Source organism: Streptomyces sp. TRM68416 (assembly GCF_014596915.1).
GTDB lineage: Bacteria > Actinomycetota > Actinomycetes > Streptomycetales > Streptomycetaceae > Streptomyces.
On record NZ_JACVWU010000003.1, the window covers coordinates 59,889 to 74,995 of the forward strand.

14 protein-coding genes are annotated in these 15,107 nt (G+C 67.5%); 5 read left to right on the top strand and 9 right to left on the bottom strand.

Annotated features, from left to right (window positions below; genetic code table 11):
* Window positions 1-121: 121 nt before the first annotated feature.
* Window positions 122-781: a Crp/Fnr family transcriptional regulator gene (locus ICC28_RS05760; RefSeq protein ID WP_188287307.1), complete on the bottom strand. Its 660-nt coding sequence runs from the start codon at window positions 779-781 to the stop codon at window positions 122-124.
* Between the two features lie 1,371 nt (window positions 782-2,152).
* Here ICC28_RS05760 and ICC28_RS05765 point away from each other — a divergent pair.
* On the top strand, window positions 2,153-4,405 hold the full coding sequence (locus ICC28_RS05765) for an ATP-binding protein (protein WP_188287308.1): 2,253 nt from the start codon (window positions 2,153-2,155) through the stop codon (window positions 4,403-4,405).
* 431 nt (window positions 4,406-4,836) lie between these two features.
* Here the strand turns inward: ICC28_RS05765 and ICC28_RS05770 are convergent, their stop codons facing one another.
* From ICC28_RS05770 to ICC28_RS40320, 3 genes are all read right to left on the bottom strand, one after another.
* Window positions 4,837-5,505 (bottom strand): nucleotidyl transferase AbiEii/AbiGii toxin family protein, encoded by a 669-nt coding sequence (locus tag ICC28_RS05770; protein WP_188287309.1) that lies wholly within the window; start codon window positions 5,503-5,505, stop codon window positions 4,837-4,839.
* Between the two features lie 5 nt (window positions 5,506-5,510).
* Window positions 5,511-5,903 carry a hypothetical protein gene (locus ICC28_RS05775; RefSeq protein ID WP_188287310.1) on the bottom strand — a complete coding sequence of 131 codons (393 nt, stop codon included), beginning with the start codon at window positions 5,901-5,903 and terminating at the stop codon, window positions 5,511-5,513.
* Between the two features lie 575 nt (window positions 5,904-6,478).
* Window positions 6,479-6,910, bottom strand: coding sequence for a hypothetical protein (locus ICC28_RS40320; RefSeq protein ID WP_223188439.1), 432 nt, complete (start codon window positions 6,908-6,910; stop codon window positions 6,479-6,481).
* 167 nt (window positions 6,911-7,077) lie between these two features.
* Here ICC28_RS40320 and ICC28_RS05785 point away from each other — a divergent pair, with 167 nt between their 5' ends.
* Complete coding sequence (locus ICC28_RS05785; protein WP_223188440.1) at window positions 7,078-8,037, top strand: tyrosine-type recombinase/integrase; 960 nt, start codon at window positions 7,078-7,080, stop codon at window positions 8,035-8,037.
* On the opposite strand, the gene ICC28_RS05790 is transcribed toward ICC28_RS05785, so the two are convergent.
* A complete protein-coding gene (locus ICC28_RS05790; RefSeq protein WP_188287312.1) occupies window positions 7,953-9,542 on the bottom strand; it encodes a hypothetical protein in 1,590 nt (529 codons plus the stop codon). The two genes, ICC28_RS05785 and ICC28_RS05790, sit on opposite strands and share 85 nt — an antisense overlap.
* Before the next feature lie 669 nt (window positions 9,543-10,211).
* On the opposite strand from ICC28_RS05790, the gene ICC28_RS05795 reads away from it, so the two are divergent.
* Together ICC28_RS05795 and ICC28_RS05800 are read left to right on the top strand one after the other, a co-directional pair.
* Window positions 10,212-10,472, top strand: coding sequence for a CopG family transcriptional regulator (locus ICC28_RS05795; RefSeq protein WP_188287313.1), 261 nt, complete (start codon window positions 10,212-10,214; stop codon window positions 10,470-10,472).
* The gene (locus ICC28_RS05800) at window positions 10,469-10,915 is read left to right on the top strand and encodes a PIN domain-containing protein (RefSeq protein WP_188287314.1); all 447 of its coding nucleotides are present in this window, start codon (window positions 10,469-10,471) and stop codon (window positions 10,913-10,915) included. Before ICC28_RS05795 ends, ICC28_RS05800 begins: the two co-directional genes overlap by 4 nt.
* A 266-nt stretch (window positions 10,916-11,181) precedes the next feature.
* Here the strand turns inward: ICC28_RS05800 and ICC28_RS05805 are convergent, their stop codons facing one another.
* The 3 genes from ICC28_RS05805 to ICC28_RS05815 form a co-directional block, all read right to left on the bottom strand.
* A complete protein-coding gene (locus ICC28_RS05805) occupies window positions 11,182-11,526 on the bottom strand; it encodes a hypothetical protein (RefSeq protein WP_223188441.1) in 345 nt (114 codons plus the stop codon).
* 97 nt (window positions 11,527-11,623) lie between these two features.
* Complete coding sequence (locus ICC28_RS05810; RefSeq protein ID WP_188287315.1) at window positions 11,624-12,733, bottom strand: DNA alkylation repair protein; 1,110 nt, start codon at window positions 12,731-12,733, stop codon at window positions 11,624-11,626.
* A 79-nt stretch (window positions 12,734-12,812) separates the two neighbouring features.
* Window positions 12,813-13,112, bottom strand: coding sequence for a hypothetical protein (locus tag ICC28_RS05815; RefSeq protein WP_188287316.1), 300 nt, complete (start codon window positions 13,110-13,112; stop codon window positions 12,813-12,815).
* Between the two features lie 105 nt (window positions 13,113-13,217).
* On the opposite strand from ICC28_RS05815, the gene ICC28_RS05820 reads away from it, so the two are divergent.
* Entirely contained in the window at window positions 13,218-13,763 is a 546-nt protein-coding gene (locus tag ICC28_RS05820; RefSeq protein WP_188287317.1) for an ABATE domain-containing protein, read from the top strand.
* Window positions 13,764-14,158: 395 nt separating this feature from the next.
* Here the strand turns inward: ICC28_RS05820 and ICC28_RS05825 are convergent, their stop codons facing one another.
* Window positions 14,159-15,055, bottom strand: a complete 897-nt coding sequence (locus ICC28_RS05825) for an RNA polymerase sigma-70 factor (protein ID WP_188287632.1) — start codon at window positions 15,053-15,055, stop codon at window positions 14,159-14,161.
* Window positions 15,056-15,107 lie beyond the last annotated feature (52 nt).

Below are 15,107 nucleotides of genomic sequence, written 5' to 3' on the forward strand. Positions count from 1 at the left end.
CGTGAACCGGCGCATCCATCGAACACCGTCCTTTCAGCACAGGCGGTCAGGGAAGTGCCCATGCTGATCCGATGGGACGCCCACCGCTGCCCATCAGTGGGCACGACTCAAGTGCGGCCCGTCACGCCTGCGTACGCGCGTGCGACTGGATCGAATGGATGTCGCGAACGAGGAGCCCGCCACCGGAGGTGGTGCGGACCCAGTCCTGCTCGCGCCAGGGCTTGAGGGCGTTGACCACCGCATTGCGGGACGCGCCGATCATCTGCGACAGCTCTGTCTGCGTCAGCCGCACGGCGAGATCCGATGCTGAATTGGATGCAGCTTCGACCAGCCGGGACAGGGCCGATGCCAAGCGCAATGGCACAGAAGCGGTGGCCAGTTCGAGCCGGACGGCTTCCGATTCCCTGACTCTGGCGATGGCATGGCGCAGCAGAGGGGCGAGCAGATTATGTTCCTCGACGAACGTGAGGAAGACGGCGGCAGAGATGATGCGGATCTGGCAGGTCTCCGCGGCGATGACTGTGGCGGTGCGTGGCTGGGAGTCCAACACGGCCAGCTCTCCGAGTAACTCGCCGGCACCGCGCACGGCAAGGAGTGTTCTTCCCCCGCAGTCCCCGGCAAGAGTGATCAGCGTTGACCCGGATTCCAGCACGATCACGTGTGTTGCTGGATCCCCCTGGCGGAGTAGCACACTCCGAGCGGGCCTGACGCGCTGCGGTGCGAGCGCTTTCAGCTGTGCCCATAACTTGTCGCCGATCACCGTGGCATGCGGCTGATACACACGTCCCCCTGCTGTGCGGCCCCGACATACTTAGGTGATCGTCTCAACTAACCAGAATGTTGCTCAATAGATATATTCCAGCCATCAAGAGAGCTGCTAGGGCAAAGTCCACGGCCCGGCGAGCTGATCGCAGCTTCCTGTCTGCCAGCCAGGCGAGCACCTGTAGCCGGCGGGCTTCGAGATGCCGTTCAAGCTCCCCACGCGCGGCCGGACTCACACCGACCTGGTGGTGTACGGCCGCCTCGGTCATCAACTCGGCGCATAGTCCCGTCCTCGGGACTACGGGTCGCAGGGTGAGCAACGCTGCCCCTGTCGCGGCTATCAGTAACAGGCACATCAGTACTAGGGAGCTCACCGCAAGCAAGGGCATGCCATCTGCACTCGACAGCACGGCAACCCCTGCGGCCAGCAAACCACCGGCTATCCCGCACAACGCCGTGGCTTTCGTATCCGCCCGCTGCACCTCGACAAGGGCACGCTCGGCATGCCCTTGCAGCCGCTGTACCTCCGACGGAAGTCCCAATGGCTCGTGCATGACGCCCACACCCTCCGCAGCTGTCGCGTGTTTGTCTTGGCAGTGGCCAGCTTGCGCGCGGCAGCCAAGGCGTGTTGCCTACCGCAGGGCACGAGGAGCGCTGGGTTCCTCACTCCTCGACCGTCCGAAGGCGGTAGCCGTGGGAGCGTCGGTAGTACTGACGTGGGAGCGCACGGTCGAGTTCGATGTCAGCAGCGCTCTCGGCTTGGCCCGGTCTAAGCAGTCGCCCGCCTTGCGAAGTCCGAGCTGGGCGGCCGTGACGCTCGGACCCCTGAAGGCCCGTTCAGCGAGCCGAAAAATGGGTGCCTGACCTGCAGATCCTCTCTCGTTCTCCGGTCCTGACGTGATTCCGATGATCTCCCACGTGGAGTGCGTCGCGATCCTGGAACCCGTTGGAAAGAGCTCCTGACTCGGCGAGATCGACGTCGACGGCTGGAGCCTGGGCTGGCCGAGCCCATACGACAGTCCGGCCCCTGGGCGCTACGGCCGGACCTGCTGGAGAATCGTCCGGCGGTGTGGTGTCACCTACGCGCTGGCAAAGCTCGCGCCGTACCAGCGGAGCGGCTGGCCAGCACTAGCGCCACCGCGCTGACGCCGGGTCCCGTTGACGGCCATGGCGGCCTTCGCGATCGGAGGGCTCGTATTGGCGATGCTGGGATGGCTGCTGCCAGGGGGCGGTGACGGCGCGACAGCGGGCGGTTCGCCAAGCGAGTCCGCGACTGGCCCCCGACCGCGTCCGGTTCCGGTGGCCACGTCCGGTGGGCAGTCCGGAGCCTCCACCGATCCCGGAGCGGTTCAGAGTCCCTAATATGGTGCCGGTGGAACGGGGGTGTTCGATGACGAATACGTACGAGGGTGACCACTTTGACCTGTCGGATAGCGTGTTCCACGACTCAGTCACCGGCAAGGTAGAGCACCACTATCACCCTGGTCCAGTTCGGACTGCCGTCGCGCCTATGCCAGCAGCACCGCTCGTGTTCACGGGCCGGGAAGATGACCTGAGTCGGCTGCTTCCCCTGATTGATCCGGCTTCCGACGCGGAGCTGCCCGCGCTGATCTGCGCCGTGTCTGGTTTGGGAGGGATAGGTAAAACCTCGCTCGCCTTGCATGTCGCTCACCGGGCGGCTCAGAACGGCTGGTTTCCCGGCGGCACGCTCTTCATCGATCTGCGCGGCTACGACGACAACCCGGTCACCACCGACCAAGCGGTCCTTACCCTCCTCGAAGTCCTCGGCATGCGCGACACGGACCTGCCCGCGACCACCGATGCGAAGTGTTCCCTCTACCGCTCGCTTCTTGCCGAACAGAGTGAACCTCTCCTCCTGGTCCTGGATAACGCCTCCCACCAGGATCAGGTCCTCCCACTCCTGCCAGGTGTTCGCCGCCACCGTGTCTTGGTGACCTCCCGTCACACCCTGCCCACACTGGGAGCCCGTCTGATCGACTTGAAGATTCTCAATGCTGAAGCCGCATTAGAACTCTTGCGGCAGGCTCTGCGCACCGCCGACCCTGCGGACCGACGTGTTGCCGAGGCCGGCGAGAGTGCTGCGGAGGTAGCGCGGCTGTGTGGTTATCTGCCGTTGGCCCTGCATATCGTTGCTGCCCTCCTGGTGCTGGAGCCCGAGCAGAGTGTCGCCGAAGTGGCCTCCGCACTCGCCCAGGCTCGTTCCAGCCTGGACTATCTGGATGATGGCGACCGCGCCGTGCGCGCCTCCTTCGATCTCTCCTATCGGCACCTCACGGACGAGCAGGCCGACTTGTTGCGCCTCCTGGCCTTCAGTCCCGGACCCGATATCTCGCTTGCGGGCGTGGCGGCGCTCGCTGGTCAGCCCCCTGGGGTTGTGGGCACCACCCTTCGCGAACTGGTCCGGGCCCACTTGGTCGAGCGGAGCGGCGGCCGGTGGACCATGCACGACCTCGTGCGCGACTACGCCGGCGAACAGGCCGCCGCTGTGACGGCGGCGGGCGCTGAGCCAGGCCAGGGCCATGGTGAGCGCCCTGCAGAGTCGTACCGTAAGGCTCAAACACGGCTGCTGGAGTACTACTTCGCCACCGCGGGCGCTGCTGACGACCATTTGAGCGGCCCGCGCGGGCCGCTTCCGACCGGGACCTTCGCTACCAGGGATGAAGCTCTAGCCTGGCTGGACGCCGAACGCTCCAACCTGACGGCCGCCGTAACCGCCGCCAGTGTCACCGGGCACCAGCACATTGCCATTGGGTTTCCGATACGCCTCTACGCCTACCTGACCCGGCGTAGATACTTCGACGACCTCATTGCCGTTACCACCATCGCTGTCGAAACTGCCCGCCTCACGGGAGACAAGTCGGGCGAGGCCAAGGCGAGCAACAACCTTGGGATCGCCCTCACGGAAGTAGACCGCTACGAGGATGCATTCGTGTCCTTTATACGGGCGGCCGAACTGTTTACCGATCTCGACGATCAGAGTGAGCTGGGGAGGGTTCTCAACAGCCACGGTCTGGCGCTGCGTGAGGTAGGGCGTCCTGCTGAGGCTCTGCCGAAGTTTCGCGCGGCGATGACACTCCAGCAGCACGCTGGAGACTTGAGGGAACAGGCAACACTGCTGAACAATATCTCCCTGGTCCATCAAGATCTTGAGGACCATGCCGAGGCCACAGCAGCCGCGGAGGGGGCAGCCTCGCTCTTTCAACAACTCGGTGACGCCGTGCACGAGGCGACGGCACTGGGAACGATGGCCTGGACGCTCCACGCGCAGGGCCGAACCCATGAGGCCCTCACCGCCTGCGAGCGTGCGCTTGAGACGATCAGCTCTCTCGACGAACCAGATCAGCAAGGCACACTCCTCCTGATCAGGGCCGAGTTGTCGAAGTCTGTCGCTCCTGAACGGGCTACCACTTACTACCAACAGGCAGTAGCAGCATACGTACGGGCCGAAAATCCGGCACTCCAAGCGCAGGCCCGCGTAGCCATGGCCATGGCTCTGATCGAGTCTGGTCAGCGCCTGAGCGCTTTTGACCCGCTGAGAGAAGCCATACAGATATACACGGACCTCGGGTTCGATGACGAAGCGACAAGAACTCAGACCCTCCTGGGTTTGATAGGTCCTTGATCACTTGCCGCTACCGTGAATGGGGCTATCCGAGTTCCTGTGTTCGGAGGGGGTTGACAGATGGCGACGGCCGCGCCACTCGCCGACCGACATCACGTATTGAGGATCAGTGGCCTAGGGGTGGCGTGAACGCTGAGTACGACAGTGAGCAGAACAGCCTTTTCATCCTGCTGAGGGATGATGAGTCTGGCGAGTCCCGATTCGAAATGCTCGGTCGCGGAGCTGCTCCTGTCGCGCTCGCCGCCCTTCCGCTGGCGCCGGAAGGTGGGACGCATGTGGGACGATCTTGGTTGGTCGGGTTGCCCATGTACGGCTGGATAGCGGATGAGCCTGCCGGGCTCAGTCTGGGGGACGGCGAGTGCGGCGAGCGTGGCCTTGGGTGCGCGGCGCATGCCCCCGTGCTTGAGGGAGGGCGTGCACGTGCGGCCCGCTCAGTCGATGTCCGGGGCGCCGGGCTCTTCGAGGAGCCGGGCTGCGAGGTCGTCGGCCCACTCCACGGCCCAGGTGCGCAGAGCGGCGATGGTGGCATCGTCGAGTCCGTAGGCGGCGAAGGCTTCATCGTCGGTCCATTCGGCGCCGGTGAGGTTCGCCTGGAGGTCTTCGCGCTCGAAGCGGCCACGGGCGTGGCGGCGGCCGAACTCCTCAAGTTCGGCATTGGACCAGCGGCGGGAGGCTGCGAAGACGTCGATCAGGTCGCGGGGTGCTCCGCGGTCAGCGAGGGCGCGGACCTTGGTGCCGATCACGTCCTCCTCCGCGAGGACGGGCCCGTACGGGCTCCGGGCGATTGGCCGCCAGAAGATCTCCTTGAGGATGTCGACCTCGCATTCCTGTCCGGTGGCCGGGTCGGTCACGGTGAAGCGGGCGGACAGCGGGGCGGTCTCCAGGGCGTGCACCTTCCAGCCACGGGCTTCCAGGCCGACGCGGAGCGTGGCGGCGATGTCGGCCATCGGCGCCGGGTTCTCGGTGGCGACATCGAGGTCCTGGCTCGGGCGGTTTACGAGTCGGTGCGCCCGCACCGCATAGCCGCCGGTGAGGACCAGGGGATACGGCGAGCCGAGCGCGATCACATCCGCCAGAAGCCGCGTGTGCAGCTCCGGCATGTCCGTCACGCGGCTGCCCGGGTGCGGGAGGCGAGCTGGGGGAAGGCGTCTTCCCATACGGTGCGCACAGTGCGACCGACGAGGGTGCGCAGCACCGGCCACAGATGGAGAAGCACGTTCTGGTTGAGGTAGCGGGGCAGGTCGTCACGCAGGCCCTCGTGCAGGACGGTGCGGTACAGGCCCATGCGCTGGCGCGGCTTGCCCAGGTCGTATGAGGTCATCCCGGACCAGGCCAGGTGCAGCGGCAGTTCCACGACCCCGTGGGTCGGGCCGTGCAACTCGTCCAGCGACTCCGGCAGACGACGCCGGAACTTCTCCCGGTACAGCGCGAGGTCCTCAGCGACCTCGCCCGACAGTACGCTCTGCATGGGTGTGGGGTGTTGTGGGCTGGCGGGCATGACTCCATTATGGCCGTCTGAGCACTGGCGTGGGTCATGACATGCGAGTCGGCTTCCGTAACGAACGAGGGCGAGCCGGGGGGCGGTGGTGGGTCCACCATTGCAGTGGCCGGGTGCCTACTGCTTCTCCCTGCGCCCGCGGCTCCTGTCACTGCCCCGTGCCCCGCTGATCTGGCGCTGCAAGCCAGGGCGCTTCCATGGACATTCGAGAGAGCGGCAACTCGCACGGGCCCACCAGCACGGCCTTCCGCCGCGTAGCCTGCGGGCAGGACACTGGTCGGGGCCGCGCCCGTCTGGCGCATCGCCGTGGTGGTGACGCACGTATGACGCATGAGGGCCTCCGGAAGGCTGGATTTCGCCCTCGAAATCGCCTCTGACCTGCACGTTTCCCGGATTGACGCAAACCACACACCTGCCCGATGACTCATCATGTGGAGTGCGTGGCGATTTTGGAGCCTGCGGCAAAGGGGTCGTGACCTGCGGTTTTGAGCGTGCGCATTATGTGCGGTGTGGGCGTTACGGGCGATATCTTGACGCTGAAGTGACGCTCATTTGACGATCGTTCTGATGAGGTGTCAGGCAGGTCGGGTCGCGTCAATGTGCTGAGCATCGATGGCACGCCAACAGGCGGCGAAGCTGAGAGCGCCGAGCTGCTGGCTGCTGTCGGTCAGATGTCCCGGAAGAGACCGGCTAACGCGGTGACCTGCCACGATGAGGGGGATTTGATCGCTGACCTGCGCGAATGGTCTTTCAGTTGTTTCATGATCGTGCAGGTTGATGAAGCCGGAAGTCCCAGAGGACTCCCACGCACGCGCATCCGAATCGAACTCGGCGACCGGGTCGAAAATGAAGGCAGAAGTATGGGGGACACGGAGCGCCTCCCCGTGCAGGCCCTCAGCCTGGGCCTGGCTCACCAATTCGTCGATCAGCTGGTCGTCCACGGCCTTCGCCGACACATCCGCTGCCGGCTCGACAGCCTCGTGCTCGGCTACGTTCTCACTGGTCACCGATGCATCTTCCATGATTGGGAGTTACACCGAACGATTTACAGTCCCGCAAGTGGCAAGCGACGGTGCGCAACCGGCTCGGCGATCGATTCAGCGAATCGCTTCCCCTGAAAACTCAGGCGCGAGCCTGGGGGCTGGAGATGGAGACCCAGTTCGCTCGCGGCGGCATGCGTGACCCGCGTGCCGGTGAAACGTCGTTCCGCGAGTGGCACGACCGATGGTGGGACGCCCGCGTGGTCGAACCCCACACCCTGCGGGGAGACGCGTCGAGCATCAAGAACCACGTCATGCCCCACTGGGCCGACTGGGAGATGCGCGCCATCACCCGCATGGACATGCGGAGCTGGATCCGCTCCCTGATCGAGAAGGGAGTAGGTGCCGCCGCCATCAAGCGGTCCTACAACTTGACGTCCTCCATCATGCGCGCGGCCGTCGACGACGACGTGATCGCGGTGAGCCCCTGCCGCAGCATCGACCTGCCCCAGATTGCGGTCAAGCCACCGCAGTGGTTCACCCTCGACCAGGCGCAGAGCATCCTGGACGAACTGCCCACCGTGTGGCGGACGATGTGCCTTCTCGGCTTCTACACCGGACTGCGGTGGGGCGAGCTCTCCGGCCTTCACCGCCACCGCATCGACCAGCGCCGCTCGCGCCTGTTCGTCGTGGAGGTCAACACCAAGAGCGGTATCAAGGAGTACCCGAAGAGCTCCAAGAGCCGCCGTGAGGTACCGCTGCCACCCCACGTCCTGGAGACGCTCGAGCGTCACATCCACCGGCTCGACCGGGATGCCGTGGTGTTCACCACGCTCACCAAGGGCCGGGCAGGCCGTCTCCTCAACGACGGGAACTGGCGACGGCAGACCTGGTGGCCGGCCGTCAGCGGCGCGTACTACTTCGACGATGACGGCGAGCAGCAGCTCGTCCCGCACTACCCGCCGCACTCCATGCGGCACACCTGCGCCTCGTGGCTCGTGCAGAAAGGCGTCTCCCTTTACGAGGTCCAGCACCTCCTCGGCCACGAGAGCTTCCAGACCACCCAGCGCTACGCCCACCTGCAGCCGGACGCGCACAAGGCCGTGCTCGGCGCGTGGGAGCGTATGGAAGTGCCGCTCACCATCGCTGCATAAACGATCCTTCGCCCCGTTCCCCGCAGACGGGGTGAAGCCGTTTGTGGACGAAGGGGGCGCGGGTTACAGGGCCCGTCGGCCCGCGGGTCAGGTGGCAGGGTCCAATGGCCGTCGGCATCGAACGGCCACGGATAGGCGTAGCCATCCACCTTCGCCATTTCGCGGAGCGTCTCCCGCGTCGCCGGTGGGTCCGGCGGAGCGTTCAACTGGCGCTGCAGCGGATCGAGTTGTGCCGCATATGCCTCAGTCCACTCCAGCCAGGATGTTTCCTCGGCCGGTGCCAGGGTGCTCTCGGTTCTGGCGCGCGCGGCCTGGCAGAAGGCGCGGATCTCGGCGGCACGTTGCCAGGCTCCGACCTGTGCGCTGAGGAACTCGGCCCGGTGCTGCTCGATCTGTCGCTCACGGGCTTGTTTGACGGCCGCGTACCACCGGCGTCGCCGTTCGGTTTCGAGGAGTTCCTGCTCCCGGTCTCGGCGCGCGGCTTCCGCAGCGCGGTCTTCGAGGTCCTGCAGCAGCAGACCCAGTCGGGACTCCAGCGTCCATCGCGCTCCGTCGCTGCACGAGTAGGAATACCAGCTCTTGGCGGGTGCACCCAGGGCAAGGCGGCCGTTGAACTCCTCGTCGTACTTGGGCAGTCGGATCCACGGATTGCGTTCTTGCTGGCGGAGCTCCTTCAGGGTCGGCTCATGCGGGACTTTGGTCGTCCTCTCGGTGAGGGCCACAGGGAAGGCGTGCCCCCGGATCACGACGGCCAGTGTGTGTACAGCCTCACCGCGTTCCAGGTCGGTCTGGGCTTCGGCGGAGTATCCGCGGCTTTCGGCTTCGGTCAGGAACGCGTGCATGATCCGTAGAGCGCGGTCGGCGAGCGGACGCGACACATGTAGCGGGATGAACTCGGCCGTTCCCCGTGTATCGACCGTGCCTTGAGAGCGGCCCATCGCCTTGCGCGTCGCGCGGACCAACGGATGCGGACGCTCCAGAACCTCTGGCACCTCGATGGCCGGCACCGGAGGAGGCTGAGCAGCCTTCTCGGCCGCCTCGTCAGCCAGAGTGAAGACGCAGTCGCCGCGCCGGCGACCGTTCCACCGCAGTTTGTGGCCTTCGGGTACGTGCCCGTGATGAAGCGCGTCGTAGTAGGCGGCCCGCCAGCGGCCCCGGGTCCGAGGAGCGGGATCAGCGACCGTGATCTTTCCTGATGCGGACTTCAGGCGGGAGATCAGCTCGGCTCCGCAGGTCGGGGCCAGCGCGGCTTGCGCCGCGCCGCCCTCCAGCCGATCCTTCTCGGCCTGCACCTGTCGGGGGTGCGCGCCGTGCTTGAGGTAGTAGCGGCCGTCCGCCGTCACCACGGCGACGTGGCTGCTGCCATGCCAGGTCCTCTTGATCAGCCCGCGCTGCTCCAGCGCCCAAGTCGTCTGCGTACGTGTCGGCGGGATCCGCATCGCCTCGGAAGTCGATGCGATCTCGCGCAGCAAGGCGTTCTGCGGCGCGGACACTGCGTACTTCATGGCTCCGACTTCGCTCGACGGTTGGCAAGGTGGCCAACGTAGAGCGGGCGGTCCACAGCCGAACCGCATGGGTCGCTCGTACGAGTGCCACACGTCGGTCCGGCCCACCGCCAACGGCGGCTGGTGTAGGAGACGGCTCGGTGCCGTGCTCGGCCAAGGCCCGGATCGTCGGCCACTTCGACACAAGAGCCGCGAGGCCGTCGGCCCGGTCGGCGCCCGTGAGGTTTGCCTACTGGCGTAACGACGAGCGGATAGCAGGGCTCGGCGGGATCCCGTCCGCCAGGCGCAGCGCGTGCAGTTTCGGCGCGACCGGTACGCGGCTGCTCGGGCGCGAGAGACGGGGGCTGAGGAAAGGTGTCCTCCCATACGCTGCGTACCGTGCGACCGACGAGCTTGCGCAGAACCGGCCACCGCTGGACGAGCAGATCCTGCATGAGGTACCGCGGCAGGCCCCCGTGCAGGACGGTGCGGTACAGGCTCATGCGCTGGCGCGGGTTGTTCATGTCGTACGAGGTCGCCGGCGAATGCCGTCGCAGTGCTTCGCGGCTCGCCGCACCCACGGTCACACCTCAGCGGCCTCCAAGCCGGCGGTGGACTGGTCAGCAGGATCCCTCTGGCGTCGCCCGTCAGGCATATACATCAGATTGGTACATACGCTAGTCTTGGTACATGTCCATGAAGCGAACCAATGTCTACGCCGACCCCGAGGACCTCGCCATCATCAAGGAGGCGGCCAAGCGGCGCGGCATCAGTGAGGCCGAGATCATCCGGCAGGGCATCCACCTCGCGGCCATGGCCAACCGCGTCTGGGACGAGCCTCTCTTCTCCCGCACCTTCGAGGGGGCTGGTCGAACCCTCAGCAAGAGCGAGGTGCGTGACACGGTGGCCGACGCCGTATGCCGTGAGACCGAGGCCGGTACTGCCGCGTGATCATCGTCATTGCGGACACTTCCGGGCTCCTCGCGGCCCTCGACTCCACCCACCCCGAGCATCAGGCGTCCAGTGAAGCGATCATGGCCGCCGGCCTGCTGGTGATGTCACCTCTGTTGCTCGCCGAGATCGATCACGTAGCCACCCGGGAACTCGGTCGCGAAGCCGCGCTCAGCGCGGTCGACGACATCCGGATTTGGATGCGACGCGGTCGCATCGTCGTCCCTGAGATCACGGAGGACCACCTGGGGGTCGCCCAGTCCGTGCGTGCCCGCTACCGGGACCTCGATCTGGATCTGGCGGACGCGGTGAACGTGGCCCTCGCCGCCGACTACGACACCGACGCGGTGCTCACGCTCGACCGCCGCGACTTCCGCGCGGTGCGCCCGCTCGGCCGCCACAAGGCGTTCCGGGTACTCCCGGACGACGACCTTCCCCTGTGAAGCCGGCGGCGTACGTGTGAGGAGTCGTTTCCACCAGCCCTGACGCTCATTTGACGCTCTGGGCGCCCGTGCGAAGGCCGCTGAGTCGGGAAACCGGCTCTGACCTGGTGTTTTCTGAGCCCCGTTCCGGCCGACACCTTTCCGATGACGCATCGTGTGGAGTGCGTGGCGATTCTGGAGCCGACGACAAAGGGCTCCTGATCTGCTTGCCCGGCAGCTCCGAGGTGACACGGAGATCAAGCAGGTCGGGGTGGGTGTGGGCGGGGCTACGGCGCACGGCTCACGGCGGGCTTCCGGGCGCGGGGAGGTCTGGGAGACCGACAGGTCGGATCGTCGACGACGACGGTGTTGGCGGGGACGACCACGGGCGGGTCGTCCAGGTGCACCCAGCCGGTGGTCACGTAGGCACGCTTGCCTGCTCCCACGCATTTGGTGGCGACGTTTCCGAAGCCGTCGGGCATGTTGAAGACCTCGGCCGGGGTGTTGTCCCCCGAGCGGCCCTGGACCGGCGCGTCGCCCTTGCCGCGCTCGTCGTTGTACCGCTGGGAACAGCCGGTGACCAGGCCGATGGCCGCGATCATCAGAATCACGCGCCGGAGCGCAGGGGACATGGCATGCATCGTCGATCCTCTCGGACAGGGGCGGGGGCGGGGGCGGGGGCCGAGGACGGCGTCGCTGACGTGCCGCGCGGGAGCCCTTCGAGGGCGTTCACCCGAGGGTGGCTTCCGGTGGGATGTGGAGGGTGAAGGCGCGGGAGTCGTAGGGCCGGCCGTTGATCTGGAGCTGTACGCGGTGCACGCCGGGGTGGTGTCGGCGTGTGCTGAGCGGCCGGAGCGGGTGGCGGCGGACGCCCGCGCGGCGTTCACCCGGGAGGAGGTCGCGACTGGTGAGTTTGAAGACCTTGGGGGAGAGGCTGCCGTTCGCCTTCCGGTAGTGGACGACATAGTCGATGACGAGCCGTGCGGGACGGGCGCCGGTGTTGGTGACCTCGTAGTGGAAGACCAGGTCCTCACCCAGGTGTACGTGGGGCGTGCGGACGTCGGGGCCGACGACCCGGACCCGGACGTCCGGGTCGTGGCCGAGGAGGCCCAGCGCGTCATGGTCGCCGGCCTTGACGAGGGTCCGCAGGCCATGCCGGACCAGGGACGGTGTGGTCGGTGCGGGCTCGGCGAGCCAGCGGGCGGCGGTGGCGACGGCCAGGCCGGGGTGGTCGTGGCTGATGTCGTTGAGGTGGTTGGCCACTGACCGCCTGACGTATTCACTCGAGTCTCGGTACAGCGCGTCCAGAACGGGCAGGACCGGGGTGGGATCGGCGACGAACGCGGTCAGCCGGGGCGCCCACGGCAGGCGCGGGCGGGTGCCCTCACTGGCCAGGCGCCGGACGTGCGGATCGCCATGGCCGGTCCACCGCACCGCCCGCTCCAGGGCACGTGACGGATCGGCGCTGAAGAAGGGGCGTACCGCCATCTCCGCGGTGAGCAGGGGAGTGAGGGCGGCGAGTAGATCGAGAGCCGGTTCGAACACGTCGGACGCCAGGGCGCGTTCGGCGACGGCCGCGTTGACGGGGAAGGTCATCCAGCCGGTGAACTCGGGTCGGCACAGGGCCGCGTGGACGACCTCGGCGAAGGCGGGGTAGGGATCCGGAAGGTCGGCGAGGACGGCTTCCTTCACAGCGGTGACGCGTCCGCTGAAAGTCAGGCCCTCCAGCAGGGCTCCGCAGCCGCGGAGGGCGGTCGCCGGTGCGGCGCCCGCCGCCGCCATGACGGAGGCCAGCAACTCGGTGGTGTGTGCGTTGATCAGTTCGTCGGCCGTGGGCACGGCTGTCCCATCTCCTCGGGGCCGTACCGGAGGCGCGCTCGCCCTGTGTGCATCGAGTGCGCCTCCGGTACCGGCTCGGCTACGGCTGGGTGCTGTGCAGGACCTCGGCGTGCCGCATCTCGTGGACCTCTCCGATCAGGCTGAAGAACTCCCCGGCGGCCGGGTCTCCGGGCATCTCCGCCGCCGCGCGGGCGGCTGCTTCCGGGGAGGCCCAGAGGATGAGGTCGAGCAGGGAGCCGTCCTCGTACCGGGCGAGGTGCGCGCCGAGGAAGTCGGACCCGTACCGCTCGCGCAGCAGGGCGATCAGCCTGGCGCGGTGGGCGGTCAGCTGCTCGGGGTCGGCGCAGGCGAAGCGGACGTATTCGATTGTCGTGCTCATGGGAACCCTTCGCTTGTGGACTCACGGATTTGGATCTCTGAATCCGTGAATGGAAGCTATCACGGATTTGGCACAGGGAATCCGTGGGTCCGGTAGTTTGGTGGCATGTCCCTCAAGAACCTGCGCGAGATGCCGTGGATCGGTGAGCGGCCGGTACTGGACGTGGCCAACACCGTCGTCGTCGGAGCCGGTCACGCGGGGGGCGACGTCGATCTGCTGGTCGATCCCGAACTCCTGGTGTCCTGGCGGGAGAAAGTGTGCGACCGGGAGCTCGCCGACCTCCCTCTGGAGGATCTGGTGGAGCTGCGCGCCCCGGTCAGGGCCGCGCTGGACGCGGCGGCGCGGCAGACGCCGCTGCCGGGGCCGGCGCGGGTGCGACTCAATGCGCTGGCCGCACGCGCCCCGGTGACGTTCCGGGTCGACGACGCCGGTCGTCTCGCGGAGCAGGAGGCCGGCGGGCCGGTGGCGGCGGCGGTCGCGCGGCAGGCGCTCGTGCTGGCTGCCGGGCCGGAGCAGGTGCGGTTGCGGCGCTGCCCCGCGCCGAGCTGCGGGATGTTCTTCCTCGCGCGCAGACGGGATCAGGCGTGGTGCTCGATCGGCTGCGGCAACCGGGCGCGCGCCGCCCGCCGCAGCGAGCACCGCGCGGACTGAAGCCGGCCGTTCGTTCCCTTCGTCAGCCGTCGACGAGGTCGCCGTGGGGGCGGGTCGGGTGGTGCGGTGAGGCGGGGTGCGGGGAGGCGGGGTGTGCGTGGATCGGTCGAGGTGGTCCTCGGCGTGGAGAGGGGATGGGTCGGCGGGATGCGGCCGACGCTGGTCTCCCGCAGCCTCTTCTCTGGGGCGCGCTCCCCTCGTTGATCACGGATTCAAGAATTAAAGCCGTGAGTGGTGCGGCGTGAGTGGTGAAGAGTGTCTGGGGCTCGACTCCGGGACCGGGGGTGCGGCCGAGGTGGCTGAGGAGCGGAGGGTCGCCCGGCAGGCGGTCCGCCGCTTCCCGGAGGCCGGTGGGGAGCATGCGCTGACCCGGCGTCGGCGCCCGGGAGGCCGGCTCAGCGGGGGCCGAGGGGTTTGTCCGAGGCCACGTGTGTCAGTTTCTCGGGGTTGCGGACGTAGTAGAGGCCGGTGATGCGGGAGTCCGTCACGTGGAGGGCCAGGACGCCGTCGAGTTCGTCGTCGAGGTGGACCAGGAGGGCCGGGCTGCCGTTGATCAGGGTGAAGGAGACGGAGAGGGGGCGGTCGAGTTTGCTGAGGCCGCCGAGCATGAAGCGGGTCACCTTGTCGGCGCCGGTGATCGGGCGGGGGGAGGCCTGCTTGACGCCGCCGCCGTCGCTGATCAGGACGACGTCCGGGGCGAGTACGTCGAGGAGGCCCTGGGGGTCGCCGGTCTCGATCGCCTGCCGGAAGGACTCCAGGGCCGCGCGGGTGGTGCGCGGGGAGACCGACCGGCGGGGGCGGCGGGCGTCGACGTGCTTGCGGGCGCGGTGCGCGATCTGGCGGACGGCCACGGGCGTCTTGTCCACCGCGGCCGCGATGTCGTCGTAGCCGACGTCGAAGACCTCGCGCAGCACGAAGACCGCGCGCTCGGTCGGCGTCAGGGTCTCCATGACGAGCATCAGGGCCATCGACATGCTCTCCGCGAGTTCGACGTCCTCCGCCACGTCGGGCGTGGTGAGCAGCGGTTCGGGCAGCCAGGAACCCACGTACGCCTCCTTGCGGCGGGCCATCGTCCGCAGGCGGTTGAGCGACTGGCGGGTGGTGATCCGGACCAGGTAGGCGCGCTGGTCCCGTACCCGCTCCAGGTCGACGCCGACCCAGCGCAGCCAGGTCTCCTGCAGTACGTCCTCGGCGTCGGCCGCGGAGCCGAGCATCTCGTAGGCGACGGTGAAGAGCAGGTTGCGGTGCGCGACGAAGCTCTCGGTCGCCGGGTCGGCGGCGTGGTCGCTCATCCGCTCGGCCCTGCTCGTGTGGTCGTTCATGGCTCCGCCCTTCCCGTTCGGT

Coding starts and splice junctions, on each gene's coding strand:
- ICC28_RS05765 (WP_188287308.1), top strand. CDS start 2,153: ATGACGAATACGTACGAGGGTGACCACTTTGACCTGTCGGATAGCGTG.
- ICC28_RS05770 (WP_188287309.1), bottom strand. CDS start 5,505: ATGCCGGAGCTGCACACGCGGCTTCTGGCGGATGTGATCGCGCTCGGC.
- ICC28_RS05775 (WP_188287310.1), bottom strand. CDS start 5,903: ATGCCCGCCAGCCCACAACACCCCACACCCATGCAGAGCGTACTGTCG.
- ICC28_RS05785 (WP_223188440.1), top strand. CDS start 7,078: ATGCGTGACCCGCGTGCCGGTGAAACGTCGTTCCGCGAGTGGCACGAC.
- ICC28_RS05790 (WP_188287312.1), bottom strand. CDS start 9,542: ATGAAGTACGCAGTGTCCGCGCCGCAGAACGCCTTGCTGCGCGAGATC.
- ICC28_RS05795 (WP_188287313.1), top strand. CDS start 10,212: ATGTCCATGAAGCGAACCAATGTCTACGCCGACCCCGAGGACCTCGCC.
- ICC28_RS05805 (WP_223188441.1), bottom strand. CDS start 11,526: ATGTCCCCTGCGCTCCGGCGCGTGATTCTGATGATCGCGGCCATCGGC.
- ICC28_RS05815 (WP_188287316.1), bottom strand. CDS start 13,112: ATGAGCACGACAATCGAATACGTCCGCTTCGCCTGCGCCGACCCCGAG.
- ICC28_RS05820 (WP_188287317.1), top strand. CDS start 13,218: ATGTCCCTCAAGAACCTGCGCGAGATGCCGTGGATCGGTGAGCGGCCG.
- ICC28_RS05825 (WP_188287632.1), bottom strand. CDS start 15,055: ATGAGCGACCACGCCGCCGACCCGGCGACCGAGAGCTTCGTCGCGCAC.